At 61.0% G+C, this 13478-nt stretch carries 10 protein-coding genes; 5 read left to right on the forward strand and 5 right to left on the reverse strand.

Translation table 11 applies throughout. The annotated features are described in order from the left end of the window. Window positions 1–41: 41 nt before the first annotated feature. Window positions 42–740 carry a lipoprotein-releasing ABC transporter ATP-binding protein LolD gene (gene lolD, locus NF676_RS18360; protein WP_024013628.1) on the reverse strand — a complete coding sequence of 233 codons (699 nt, stop codon included), beginning with the start codon at window positions 738–740 and terminating at the stop codon, window positions 42–44. Continuing rightward, the gene (locus tag NF676_RS18365) at window positions 733–1983 is read right to left on the reverse strand and encodes a lipoprotein-releasing ABC transporter permease subunit (protein ID WP_252886565.1); all 1251 of its coding nucleotides are present in this window, start codon (window positions 1981–1983) and stop codon (window positions 733–735) included. Before NF676_RS18365 ends, lolD begins: the two co-directional genes overlap by 8 nt. Window positions 1984–2077: 94 nt before the next feature. On the opposite strand from NF676_RS18365, the gene NF676_RS18370 reads away from it, so the two are divergent. After that, complete coding sequence (locus tag NF676_RS18370) at window positions 2078–2659, forward strand: PilZ domain-containing protein (RefSeq protein ID WP_016775478.1); 582 nt, start codon at window positions 2078–2080, stop codon at window positions 2657–2659. A 14-nt stretch (window positions 2660–2673) separates the two neighbouring features. Further along, window positions 2674–3396 (forward strand): glycerophosphodiester phosphodiesterase, encoded by a 723-nt coding sequence (locus tag NF676_RS18375; RefSeq protein WP_041477331.1) that lies wholly within the window; start codon window positions 2674–2676, stop codon window positions 3394–3396. Window positions 3397–3438: 42 nt separating this feature from the next. On the opposite strand, the gene sthA is transcribed toward NF676_RS18375, so the two are convergent. Beyond that, window positions 3439–4833 carry a Si-specific NAD(P)(+) transhydrogenase gene (gene sthA, locus NF676_RS18380; RefSeq protein ID WP_039760770.1) on the reverse strand — a complete coding sequence of 465 codons (1395 nt, stop codon included), beginning with the start codon at window positions 4831–4833 and terminating at the stop codon, window positions 3439–3441. A gap of 201 nt (window positions 4834–5034) precedes the next feature. Next, window positions 5035–6081, reverse strand: coding sequence for an FAD:protein FMN transferase (locus NF676_RS18385; protein ID WP_252886566.1), 1047 nt, complete (start codon window positions 6079–6081; stop codon window positions 5035–5037). A 75-nt stretch (window positions 6082–6156) separates the two neighbouring features. Here NF676_RS18385 and NF676_RS18390 point away from each other — a divergent pair, with 75 nt between their 5' ends. Next, complete coding sequence (locus tag NF676_RS18390; RefSeq protein ID WP_252886567.1) at window positions 6157–7455, forward strand: MFS transporter; 1299 nt, start codon at window positions 6157–6159, stop codon at window positions 7453–7455. A 172-nt stretch (window positions 7456–7627) separates the two neighbouring features. Here the strand turns inward: NF676_RS18390 and NF676_RS18395 are convergent, their stop codons facing one another. Next, window positions 7628–9091: a glyceraldehyde-3-phosphate dehydrogenase gene (locus NF676_RS18395; RefSeq protein WP_016775482.1), complete on the reverse strand. Its 1464-nt coding sequence runs from the start codon at window positions 9089–9091 to the stop codon at window positions 7628–7630. A 354-nt stretch (window positions 9092–9445) separates the two neighbouring features. Here NF676_RS18395 and mfd point away from each other — a divergent pair, with 354 nt between their 5' ends. Both mfd and NF676_RS18405 read left to right on the forward strand, forming a co-directional pair. Then, window positions 9446–12895: a transcription-repair coupling factor gene (gene mfd, locus NF676_RS18400; RefSeq protein ID WP_150634827.1), complete on the forward strand. Its 3450-nt coding sequence runs from the start codon at window positions 9446–9448 to the stop codon at window positions 12893–12895. Between the two features lie 10 nt (window positions 12896–12905). Then, a complete protein-coding gene (locus tag NF676_RS18405) occupies window positions 12906–13472 on the forward strand; it encodes a CsiV family protein (protein ID WP_056791507.1) in 567 nt (188 codons plus the stop codon). Window positions 13473–13478 lie beyond the last annotated feature (6 nt).

Below are 13478 nucleotides of genomic sequence, written 5' to 3' on the forward strand. Positions count from 1 at the left end.
TAAAAGACCCGGCACCGTTACGGGCGCCGGGTTTCAGCCATTCAGATGGGGGTCAGGCAACCTTCCTGCAACTGCAGGACGCGGTCCATCTGGCGAGCCAGGTTCATGTCGTGCGTCACCACCAGGAACGCCGTGCGCATCGAAGTGCTCAGCTCCAGCATCAGATCCTGAATGCCTTCGGCGGTATGCAGGTCGAGGTTGCCGGTTGGCTCATCGAGCATCACCAGCCCCGGGTTGTTCACCAGTGCACGGGCAATGGCCACGCGCTGACGTTCGCCGCCGGAGAGTTCCGCCGGTTTGTGTTCCAGACGATGGCCCAGACCGACGCGCTCCAGCAATGCCGTGGCACGCTGGCGCGCCTCCGGGATGGCGGTCTTGCCGATCAACAGCGGCATGCAGACGTTTTCCAGCGCGGTGAATTCCGGCAGCAGGTGGTGAAACTGGTAAACGAAACCAAGCGCGCGATTGCGCAGCAGGCCCCGCTTCTTCTCGCTCAACGCCGACAGTTCTTCACCGTCGAGCCAGACGCTGCCCTTGCTCGGCGTATCGAGGCCGCCGAGCAGGTTGAGCAAGGTACTTTTGCCGGAACCGGATTTACCCACGATCGCCACACGCTCGCCCGGGTGCAACTCCAGTTGCAGGCCGGCCAGCACTTGTACCGACTCAGGCCCCTCCTCGTAGGATTTGCCCAGGTTACGGCAGCTCAGAATTGCTTGTTCACTCATGCCCGACTCACTCATAACGTAACGCCTCCGCCGGCTGGGTGCGCGCGGCACGCCAGGCGGGATACAGGGTGGCGAGGAAACTCAGGACCAACGCAGCGGCGCAGACCATGATGACGTCCTGGCTCTGGACCTGCGAAGGAAGATAATCAATGAAATACACGTCAGCATTAAGGAACTTGTGGCCGATCAGCCCTTCAAGCGCCGAAATGGCCGCACTGACATTCAGCGCCGCAAGGATCCCGACTACCGCGCCAATGGCCGTGCCGACCACGCCGATCACCGTGCCCTGCACCATGAACGTGCGCATGATCGTGCCCGGTGTCGCGCCGAGGGTGCGCAGAATGGCGATGTCACCCTTCTTGTCGTTGACCACCATCACCAGCGTGGAAATGATGTTGAACGCGGCGACGGCGACGATCAGCAGCAACAGCAGCCCGATCATGGCTTTTTCCATGCGGATCGCCTGATACAGGTTGCCGTGGGTGCGGGTCCAGTCGCGGGCGTAGTAACGATCTTCGCCGAGCTGCTGGGCAATGTTCCACGCCTCGCGCGGGGCCTGGAACAGGTCGTCGAACTTCAGTCGCAGGCCCTGCACCTGATCGGCTTTCCAGCGGTGCATTTTCGCCAGATCCTGCAGATTGGTCACGCCGAGGTAGCCGTCGAGCTCACCGGCGCCGACATGGAAAATCCCGACCACGGTGAAGCGCTTCATGCGCGGGAACATCCCGGCCGGGGTCACGCTGACCTCCGGCGCGACGAAGGTGACCTTGTCGCCGATGCCAACGCCAAGCTTGGTCGCGGCCTTGTCGCCGATGACGATGCCGAAGCTGCCCGGTGTCAGGTCGTCGAGTTTGCCCTGCTTCATGAAGTTGTCGATGATCGACACATTGCGCTCGAGCGCAGGATCAATGGCATTGAGCAACACCTTGGAAACCTGACCGTTATTGGTCAGCAGGCCCTGCATCTGGGTGAACGGCGCCACCGCCGTCACCTGCCGGTTCTGCTTAACCTTGTCGGCCAGGCTCTGCCAGTCATTGATCGGCTCGCCGGTCTCGAGAGTGGCGTGGGGCACCATGCCCAGCACGCGGGTGCGCATCTCATGGTCAAAGCCGTTCATCACCGACAGCACGACGATCATCACGACCACGCCAAGGGCGAGCCCGATCATCGAAGTCAGGGAAATGAATGACACAAAATGATTGCGACGCTTTGCACGGGTATAACGCGTGCCGATAAATACGAAGAGAGGTCTGAACATGTCGGGGCTTGTTCGGAGGGAAAAGGAACGTCCTTGTGGCGGGGGTCGAAAACCAGCTTTACACTCAGACCACCGCCGCTACCATGGGTTCGCCATGTCGACATTAGATGAAGAAGATCGCCGCGAATACTACCGTATCGAGGACACGATCGCACTGGAAATTCGGCCCCTGTCCGCTCCCGAAGCCGCAGGCCAGGAAGTGTTGCAGGATGCTTCCCCACTGTTCAACCTGCTCAGCGAACTGCACCTGAGCGAATTCGAGTCGCAGCACCTGTTGCGGCAGATCAGCGAGCGCGACCGCGCCATCGCGGCCTTCCTCAAATCGCAGAACAAACGCATCGACCTGCTCAGCCAGGTAATCGCCCTGACGGTGCTCGGACACATCGGCGAGCCGCAGCCGGTGATCATCTCCGAGGGCGGGATCGACTTTCAGTACCCGACCCCGATTGCCACCGGCGCGCACCTGTCGGTGAAACTGGTGCTGATGCCGCAGGCGCTTGGCCTGCTGCTGCGCGCCCGGGTCACCCATTGCGATCCCAAGGGCGATGGCTATGACGTCGGCACCGAGTTCGAGCGCCCGACCGATGCCCAGCGCCAGTTGCTCGCGCGCTACATCTTGCAGAAGCAGGCTCAGGAACGCCGTCTGGCCCGCGAACAGAACGAATCTGGCATTTAACTTAAGGAAGCACCGTGACCCTCATCTACGGCCACCGCGGCGCCAAGGGCGAAGCACCGGAAAACACCCTGAGCAGCTTTCAGGAATGCCTCAAGCACGGCGTGCGCCGCTGCGAACTGGATCTGCACCTGTCCAAGGACGGCGAGCTGATGGTCATCCATGACCCGACGCTCAAGCGCACCACCGACCGTCGCGGCAAAGTCGTCGAGCACACCGCCGCCGAACTGGTGACCTACGACGCGCGCAAGGGTGGCCCGGGCTGGATCCAGCCGTGCCCGATTCCGACGCTGGAAGAGTTGTTCGAGAAATGTGATTTCGAGCACTGGCAGCTGGAAGTCAAAAGCGCTTCACGCACCCGCGCGGCGACTACCGTGCTGGCGATTCGGGAAATGGCTCAACGGCATGGCCTGCTCGACAAGGTGACGATCACCTCGAGTTCACGGGAAGTCTTGAAGGCAGCGCTGGACCTGGTACCGGACGTATCCCGTGGCCTGGTGGCCGAATACGCGTGGCTCGATCCGTTGAAGGTGGCGGCCAGCTACGGTTGCGAAATTCTCGCGTTGAACTGGACGCTGTGTACGCCGGAACGCCTGCAGAAGGCGCAGCGTCAGGGCCTGCACGTGTCGGTGTGGACCGTCAACGAGCCTGCACTGATGCGCAGACTCGCCGACTTCGGCGTTGACAGCCTGATTACAGACTTTCCCGGTTTGGCCACTGCCACCCTTGAGAATTGCTGAAATCGGTCTCCCCGGCCGGCTCAGGCCACCGGCCGGAGCCCGTCAAAAAAGCCGATTGAGGCCGTCGTACGCCGCTACCCGATAGGCTTCGGCCATGGTCGGGTAGTTGAACGTGGTGTTGACGAAATACTTCAGGGTGTTCAGCTCGCCCGGCTGGTTCATGATCGCCTGACCGATGTGCACGATCTCCGACGCCTGATAACCGAAGCAGTGCACGCCGAGCACTTCCAGCGTTTCGCGGTGGAAGAGGATCTTCAGCATGCCTTGCGGCTCACCGGCAATCTGCGCCCGCGCCATGCTCTTGAAGAAGGCCTTGCCGACTTCGTACGGCACTTTCGCCTGGGTCAGCTCCTGCTCGTTCTTGCCGATCGAGCTGATCTCCGGAATGGTGTAGATGCCGGTCGGCACGTCATTGACGAAGCGCCAGCTGCCATTGTCGACGATGCTGCCAGCGGCCGAACGACCCTGGTCGTGGGCGGCACTGGCCAGGCTTGGCCAGCCGATCACGTCACCGGCGCCGTAGATGTTCTCTATGCAGGTGCGGTAGTTCTGGTCGACTTCGATCTGGCCACGGCTGTTGACCTTGACCCCGATGTTTTCCAGACCCAGCGTGTCGGTGTTGCCGGTACGGCCATTGCACCAGAGCAAGGCGTCGGCCTTGATCTTCTTGCCGGATTTCAGGTGCAGGATCACGCCGTTGTCCACGCCTTCGACGCGGTCGTACTCTTCGTTGTGACGCACGGTGATGTTGTTGTTGCTGAAGTGGTAGCTCAGCGCCTGGGAAATTTCCGAGTCAAGGAAGCTCAGCAACTGGCCACGGTTGTCGACCAGTTCGACCAGCACACCCAGACCACTGAAGATCGATGCGTATTCGCAACCGATCACACCAGCGCCGTAAACGATCAGTTTGCGCGGGGTGTGACCGAGGCTGAGGATGGTGTCGCTATCGTAGATGCGCGGGTGGTGGAAATCGATGTCCGCCGGGCGATACGGGCGCGAACCGGTGGCGATGATGATGTGCTTGGCCACCAGCTTCTCGACCACGCCGTTGCCGCAGACCACTTCGATGGTTTGCTCGTCGGCGAAGCTGCCGGTACCGAAGAACACGTCGACGCGGTTACGGGCGTAGTAGCCGGTGCGCGATGCGACTTGTTTGGAAATGACTTTTTCGGCGCTTTTCAACACGTCCGGGAAGGAGAACCAGCGTGGCTCGCCGATCGCGCGGAACATCGGGTTGGTGTTGAACTGCATGATCTGCCGCACCGAGTGACGCAGTGCCTTGGACGGGATGGTGCCGAGGTGGGTGCAGTTGCCGCCGACCTGACGACGGCTGTCGACCATCGCGACCTTGCGCCCCGCTTTGGCGGCGTTCATTGCCGCGCCTTCTCCCGCCGGGCCGGAACCCAGTACCACCACGTCGTAGTTGTAGACAGCCATGCGTACTCCTCAGAACAGGCCGCGGTGCCAGCAGCACCGGCGGCTAAATCACGCCGAACGGCGGCGCGAAGGAACAATTGGGGGCCAGTGAAGAACCCGGACACAGTCTATAGAAGCGTCAACGCCGCGCACATTAACCCTTGGTCGCGTCGTAGGCTACTTTTGCCTGCACTACAACGCCAGCTTTCGTCTTGTCTTCGGTCAGTTTTTTTCACCGACAAGCTGCGTAAATGCCTGACTGCTGCGGGTGACGAAACCTGTATCGGCACGCAGGACAAAGAATGCAGCAATGTCATGCTTCTGGGCATAGTCCCGTGCCCTTTCCGGCCCGAGAATCAGCAACAGCGTCGATAGTCCATCGGCCATCAACGCTGAAGGATGAATCACCGTGACTGACGCCAGATCATGTAGGACCGGCCTTCCGCTGCGCGCATCGAAGGTGTGGGAATAACGCCGACCGTCCTGCAGAAAATAATGGCGGTAGTCACCGGAGGTGGACACGCCGTAGCCATCGACATCGATAATCCGCTCGGCCACTTGCTGGTCATCGCGAGGCTCTTCGAGAGCGATGCGCCACGCGGAACCATCCGGCTTCTTGCCCCGGGCTTTGAGTTCGCCCGTGGCTTCGACCAGGTAATTGTCGATGCCCATGCCCTGCAATCTGGCGGCGATGGTATCCACGGCGTAACCGGCGGCAATACTGTTGAAGTCGACTTCGACGGCGGCGTCCTTGCACAACCGTTCGCCGTCGATGCGCAGATGCTGATGGCCGACCCGCTGCATGACCTCGGCCACAGCGGCCGCATCAGGGATCTTTTCCTCGCGTCCTTGCGGGCCGAATCCCCAGAGGTCCAGCAGCGGTTCCACGGTCAGGTCGTAGGAGCCTTCGCTTTGCATTGAAAGCTGTTCGCCGATACGGACCAATTCGAGCACCGCTGCCGGCATGGCTTGGCAGCTATCGGCGGGCAAGGCGTTGAAACGCTGGATGGCGGAGTCACTTCGGTAAGTCGACAGCTGTTGATCGACTTCACCGAGGATGGTCTCCACTTCGCCGCGCACCATTGAAGGATCGGCGACCCCGGCGTGGCGTACGTACTTGACCGACCAGGTGCTGCCCATGGTCGAACCGCCAACCTCTTCCAGGGAATCGCCGTTGCCGCAGCCGCCGATTGCCACCGCCAACACCACAAGCCCCAACCAGCGTCCAGTTAACAATTCTTCATCTCCCCGCAAAACCACGGCGGCCATTATGAACTACAAGCGCCCGCTCGCTTCCCCATGGCTGCAACGCCTTTATACAAAATTGAACAGTGAGTACCTCCCATGTCCTCCACCACGGGCAAAGGCAAAGCGATCTTTCGCGTTGTCAGCGGCAACTTCCTCGAAATGTTCGACTTCATGGTCTACGGCTTCTATGCCACGGCCATCGCCAAAACCTTCTTCCCCACCGACAGCGCCTTCGCTTCGCTGATGCTGTCGCTGGCGACCTTCGGCGCCGGCTTCCTGATGCGCCCGCTGGGGGCGATTTTCCTCGGTGCCTATATCGACCGTCACGGACGGCGCAAAGGGCTGATCATCACTTTGGCGATGATGGCCGCCGGTACAGTGCTGATTGCCTGCGTACCCGACTACGCGACGCTCGGTGTCGCCGCGCCGCTGCTGGTGTTGTTCGGCCGTTTGCTGCAAGGCTTCTCGGCGGGCGTGGAACTGGGCGGCGTGTCGGTGTATCTGGCGGAAATTTCGACGCCGGGGCGTAAAGGCTTTTTCGTCAGTTGGCAGTCCGCCAGCCAACAGGCAGCCGTGGTGTTCGCCGGTCTGCTCGGCGTTGGCCTCAACCACTGGCTGAGTCCGGAGCAAATGGGCGAATGGGGCTGGCGCGTGCCGTTTCTGATTGGCTGCATGATCGTGCCGGTGATTTTCTTCATCCGTCGCTCGCTGGAAGAAACTCCGGAATTCCAGGCGCGAACCCACCGCCCTACCCTCGGCGAAATCGTCCGCTCGATCGGGCAGAACTTCGGCATCGTCATTGCCGGCATGGCGCTGGTGGTGATGACCACGGTGTCGTTCTACCTGATCACTGCGTACACGCCGACGTTTGGCAAGGCTGAGCTGCATCTGTCGGACCTCGACGCCTTGCTGGTGACGGTGTGCATCGGCTTGTCGAACTTCTTCTGGCTACCGGTGATGGGCGCGGTATCCGACAAGATCGGCCGAAAACCCTTACTGCTGGCGGCGACAATTCTGGCGATCCTCACGGCGTATCCGGCACTGTCGTGGCTGGTGGCGAATCCGAGCTTCAGCCATTTGCTGATTGTCGAATTGTGGCTGTCGTTCCTGTACGGCTCGTACAACGGCGCGATGGTGGTGGCGCTGACCGAGATCATGCCGGTGGAAGTGCGCACGACCGGGTTTTCCCTGGCTTACAGTTTGGCAACGGCGACGTTCGGCGGATTTACTCCGGCAGCGTGCACCTATCTGATTCATGTGCTGGACAACAAGGCAGCACCGGGCATCTGGCTCAGTGGCGCGGCGGTGTTGGGCTTGATTGCGACACTGGTGCTGTTCCGTGGCAACCGGCATGAGTTGCGCACAGCGCAGGCCTCGGTAGCCAGCGGCGCCTGACAGAATGCTTTCGCGAGCAGGCTCGCTCCCACAGAAGATTGTGAACGACACCGATCCAGTGTGGGAGCGAGCCTGCTCGCGAAGAGGCCGGCAAGGACGCCGAAGATCCAACAGGCCCACAAACAAAAACGCCCCGACAAAATGCCGGGGCGTTTTCATTCAAGCCTGAGGCTTAGCGCGGGAACGCTGGCGGATTCACATCAGCCATGTCTTCCATCACACGAACTACCTGGCAGCTGTAGCCGAACTCGTTGTCGTACCAGACGTACAGAACGACGCGGTTGTCCTGCACGATGGTCGCTTCAGCGTCGACTACACCGGCGTGACGCGAGCCAACGAAGTCAGTCGACACCACTTCCTGCGAATTGACGAAGTCGATCTGCTTGTGCAGCTCGGAGTGCAGAGCCATGTAGCGCAGGTACTCGTTCATCTCTTCACGGGTGGCGGCTTTCTCAAGGTTGAGGTTGAGAATGGCCATCGACACGTTTGGCGTCGGAACGCGGATCGCGTTACCGGTCAGCTTGCCGGCCAGCTCAGGCAGAGCCTTGGCAGCAGCGGTAGCGGCGCCGGTCTCGGTGATCACCATGTTCAGCGCGGCGCTGCGGCCACGGCGATCGCCCTTGTGGAAGTTGTCGATCAGGTTCTGGTCGTTGGTGTACGAGTGAACGGTTTCGACGTGACCGTTGATGATGCCGAACTTGTCGTTGACCGCTTTGAGCACCGGCACGATGGCGTTGGTGGTGCAGGAAGCAGCCGAGACGATCTTGTCGTCAGCGGTGATTTCACCGTGGTTGATGCCGTGAACGATGTTCTTCAGCTTGCCCTTGCCAGGCGCGGTCAGAACAACGCGATCGATACCCGGGCAGGCCAGGTGCTGACCCAGGCCATCGGCGTCACGCCATACACCGGTGTTGTCCACCAGCAGCGCGTCTTTGATGCCGTACTGGGTGTAATCCACCTCGGTCGGGTTCTTCGCGTAGATCACCTGGATCAGGTTACCGTTGGCGGTGATGGTGTTGTTTTCTTCGTCGATGGTAATGGTGCCGTTGAACGAACCGTGTACCGAATCGCGACGCAGCAGGCTGGCGCGTTTGGTCAGGTCGTTCTCGGCGCCTTTGCGCACGACGATGGCGCGCAGACGCAGGCCGTCGCCGCCACCGGTTTTCTCGATCAGGATGCGCGCCAGCAGACGGCCGATACGACCGAAGCCGTAAAGAACAACGTCGGTGCCTTTGCGGGCCGAAGCGTTCTGCTGGCCAACCACGTCAGCCATCTCTTCACGCACGAACTGCTCGGCGCTGCGGCCGTTGCCTTCGTTACGGAATTTGAACGCCAGCTTGCCCAGATCCACCGACGCCGCGCCGAGCTTGAGCTCGCTCATGGCCTTGAGCAGTGGGAATGTTTCGTGGACGGAGAGTTCGCTGTCGTCCGAAGAACGGTGGCGAGCAAAGCGGTGAGCTTTGAGAATCGCGATGACAGACTGGTTGATCAGGCTGCGGCCATAGATCGAGCTAACCACGTTGTTATTGCGGTAGAGCTGACCGATAAGCGGAATCATCGCTTCTGCGAGTGCTTCACGGTCGATCCATTCACCAAGACACTGGTCGGGCTTCTGAGTCACGGTAACCTTCCACATGTAGGGGCAGAAAAAAGGGGCTACATTATGCCGCCGACAAGCCCTTTCAGCAATGCGCGCTTGTCGCGCAATCGGTAACAAATTCCCGTTCAAAAAATTTACGCCCTTCTCCAGCCCAATAAAACCGGGGCTTTCAGCGCAGTCAATTTTTCGACGACTGTTAGACGATGTCTGTAACCCTCCGTAACACCACCCGGTTTCGGCACTACATAACCATGAAAAAAGTGCTCGTTTTTATGGTTACCACTACATTTCGTCCAAACCGTGAAGATAGACGCAGTCTGCAACTGACAGGCGGCACCGGAGGCCGCTACAATTACCGACTTTGTCGCAACGCCTGGAGCTCAACCTTCCGTGCCTGTTCTGCGTCTACCGTTACTCCCTGCCGAAGCAGGTAAACAGCACTGGGGCAATCTGCCCGGTGCCGCCCTCAGCCTGGCGATTGCCGAGGCTGCCAGCGCTGCCAAGCGCTTTACCCTGCTGCTGACCGCCGACAGCCAAAGCGCCGAACGGCTGGAACAGGAGCTGAGTTTCTTCGCCCCGGATTTGCCCGTACTGCATTTCCCCGACTGGGAAACCCTGCCCTACGACCTGTTCTCGCCGCACCAGGACATTATCTCCCAGCGCATCGCCAGCCTGTATCGCCTGCCGGAACTGGCCCACGGCGTGCTGGTGGTACCGATCACCACCGCCCTGCATCGCTTGGCGCCGACCAAATTCCTGCTCGGCAGCAGCCTGGTGCTGGATATCGGCCAGAAGCTCGACGTCGAACAGATGCGCGCGCGGCTCGAAGCCAGCGGCTATCGCTATGTCGACACGGTGTACGAGCACGGCGAGTTCACCGTACGCGGCGCGCTGATCGACCTGTTCCCGATGGGCAGCAAACTGCCGTATCGCATCGACCTGTTCGACGACGAAATCGAAACCCTGCGCACCTTCGATCCGGAAACCCAGCGTTCAATCGACAAGGTCGAGTCGGTCAAGCTGCTGCCGGCCCGCGAGTTTCCGTTGCAGAAAGACGCAGTCACCCGCTTCAAGGCGCGTTTCCGTGAGCGCTTCGACGTCGACTTCCGCCGCTGCCCGATCTTTCAGGATTTGAGCAGCGGCATCACTCCGGCCGGCATCGAGTACTACCTGCCGCTGTTCTTCGACGAAACTTCGACGCTGTTCGATTACCTGCCCCAGGACACGCAAGTGTTCTCGCTGCCGGGCATCGAGCAGGCGGCGGAAAACTTCTGGAACGACGTGCGCAATCGTTACGAAGAACGCCGCGTCGATCCATCGCGTCCTTTATTGCCACCGGCCGAATTGTTCCTGCCGGTGGAAGACTGCTTCGCGCGCCTGAAGAACTGGCCACGGGTCGTTGCCAGTCAACAGGACGTTGAAAGCGGCGTCGGCCGTGAGCGCTTCCCGGCACATGCGCTGCCCGATCTGGCCATCGAAGCCAAGGCCACGCAACCGCTGGCGGCGCTGGCCGGTTTCCTCGAAGAATTCCCCGGTCGCGTGCTGTTCACCGCTGAATCGGCGGGTCGTCGCGAAGTCCTGCTGGAACTGCTGGAACGTCTGAAGTTGCGGCCGAAAACCGTCGACAGCTGGCCGGACTTCGTTGCCAGCAAGGATCGTCTGGCGATCACCATCGCCCCGCTCGACGAGGGTCTGGTGCTCGACGACCCGGCGCTGGCGCTGGTGGCGGAAAGTCCGCTGTTCGGCCAACGGGTCATGCAACGTCGTCGTCGCGAGAAGCGCAGCGACGTCAGCAACGATGCGGTGATCAAGAACCTCACCGAACTGCGTGAAGGCGCGCCGGTGGTGCATATCGATCACGGCGTCGGCCGCTACCTGGGCCTGACGATCCTGGAAATCGACAATCAGGCCGCCGAATTCCTCACCCTCGAATACGCCGAGAACGCCAAGCTCTACGTACCGGTGGCCAACCTGCACCTGATCGCGCGCTACACCGGCAGCGACGATTCGCTCGCGCCGCTGCACCGCCTCGGCTCGGAAACCTGGCAGAAAGCCAAGCGCAAGGCCGCCGAGCAGGTGCGTGACGTCGCCGCCGAATTGCTCGACATTTACGCCCGTCGTGCCGCCCGTGAAGGTTACGCCTTCGCCGACCCGAAGGCCGATTACGCCACCTTCAGCGCCGGTTTCCCGTTCGAGGAGACGCCGGACCAGCAAGCGACCATCGAGGCCGTGCGCGAAGACATGCTCGCGCCGAAACCGATGGATCGCCTGGTCTGCGGCGACGTTGGCTTCGGCAAGACCGAAGTGGCCATGCGCGCCGCGTTCATTGCCGTGCACGGCGGTCGTCAGGTGGCGATTCTGGTGCCGACCACCCTGCTCGCCCAGCAGCACTACAACAGTTTCCGCGACCGCTTCGCCGACTGGCCGGTGACCGTCGAAGTGATGAGTCGCTTCAAGTCGGCCAAGGAAGTCAACGCGGCGATCGCCGATCTGGCGGAAGGCAAGATCGACATCGTCATCGGCACGCACAAACTGCTGTCCGATGATGTGAAGATCAAAAACCTCGGGCTGGTGATCATCGACGAAGAGCACCGCTTTGGCGTGCGCCAGAAAGAACAGCTCAAGGCCCTGCGCAGCGAAGTCGACATCCTTACCCTGACCGCGACGCCGATTCCGCGCACGCTGAACATGGCGGTGTCGGGCATGCGCGATCTGTCGATCATCGCCACGCCGCCAGCGCGGCGCCTGTCGGTGCGCACCTTCGTCATGGAACAGAACAAGAGCACGGTCAAAGAGGCCCTGCTGCGTGAACTGCTGCGTGGCGGTCAGGTTTACTATCTGCACAACGATGTGAAGACCATCGAGAAATGCGCCGCCGACCTCGCCGAACTGGTGCCGGAAGCGCGCATCGGTATCGGCCACGGGCAGATGCGCGAACGTGAACTCGAACAGGTGATGAGCGACTTCTACCACAAGCGCTTCAACGTGCTGATCGCCTCGACCATCATCGAGACCGGCATCGACGTGCCGAGCGCCAACACCATCATCATCGAGCGCGCCGACAAGTTCGGCCTGGCCCAGCTGCACCAGTTGCGTGGTCGTGTCGGCCGCAGTCACCACCAGGCTTACGCCTACCTGCTGACACCGCCACGCCAGCAAATCACTTCGGACGCGGAAAAACGTCTGGAAGCGATCGCCAATACCCAGGACCTCGGCGCCGGTTTCGTCCTGGCCACCAACGACCTGGAAATCCGTGGCGCCGGCGAACTGCTCGGCGACGGTCAGAGCGGGCAGATTCAGGCCGTCGGTTTCACCCTGTACATGGAAATGCTCGAGCGCGCGGTGAAGTCGATCCGCAAGGGCGAGCAGCCGAACCTCGATCAACCGCTGGGTGGCGGCCCGGAAGTCAATCTGCGGGTGCCGGCGCTGATTCCGGAAGATTATCTGCCGGATGTGCATGCGCGGCTGATTCTGTATAAACGCATCGCCTCGGCCACCGACGAGGAAGGCCTCAAGGACCTGCAGGTGGAGATGATCGACCGCTTTGGCCTGTTGCCGGAACCGACCAAGAACCTGGTGCGGATCACCGCGTTGAAATTGCAGGCGGAAAAGCTCGGCATCAAGAAAGTCGACGGCGGGCCGCAAGGCGGACGCATCGAGTTCGAAGCGCAGACGCCGGTTGACCCGATGACCCTGATCAAGCTGATCCAGACGCAGCCCAAGCGCTACAAGTTCGAAGGCGCGACGATGTTTAAATTCCAGGTGCCGATGGAGCGCCCGGAAGAACGTTTCAATACTGTCGAGGCGCTGTTTGAGCGTCTCATCCCGAAATCCGCTTGAAGGACGCCCGATGCGCCTGTTCCGCTCTCTGACTTTGTTGCTTGCACTTGCAGCACCGACGGCGTTTGCCGATGACACGTATCAGGTCGAAATGATCCTGGTGCGCCAGAATGCCGTCCCGGCCATCGTCAGCCGCGCCGCCCCGGAAGACTGGGCCGCAGGCGCCCAGCGTCTGGGCAGCGACAGCCAGCGCACCCCAGCGCTGAATGATGTAGTGAACAAACTCACCGCCAGCGGCGAGTACACCGTGTTGATGCACAAAGCCTGGCAGCAGAGCCTCGGCGAAGCGCCGGCGAAAGTCGCAGTGAGCGAAGGTCAGGAACAGTTCGGCCAGTTCCCCATCGAGGGCACGCTGGAAATGAAACTCGGCCGCTTCACCGACGTGACCGCCGATTTCTGGGTCAATCAGATCGACGCCAATGGCCTGGTCACCGCCAGTGAGCGTCTGCGTCAGGACAGCCACACCAAGAACGGCCAGCTCAATTACCTCGACAACGGTCATCTGGCCCTGCTGATCAAGATCACTTCCCTGACCGCGCCAGCGCCTCGCGAAGCGCCTGAAGTCGTGCCGGACTGATCGAAG

This window comes from Pseudomonas siliginis (genome assembly GCF_024072275.1).
Lineage (GTDB): Bacteria > Pseudomonadota > Gammaproteobacteria > Pseudomonadales > Pseudomonadaceae > Aquipseudomonas > Aquipseudomonas siliginis.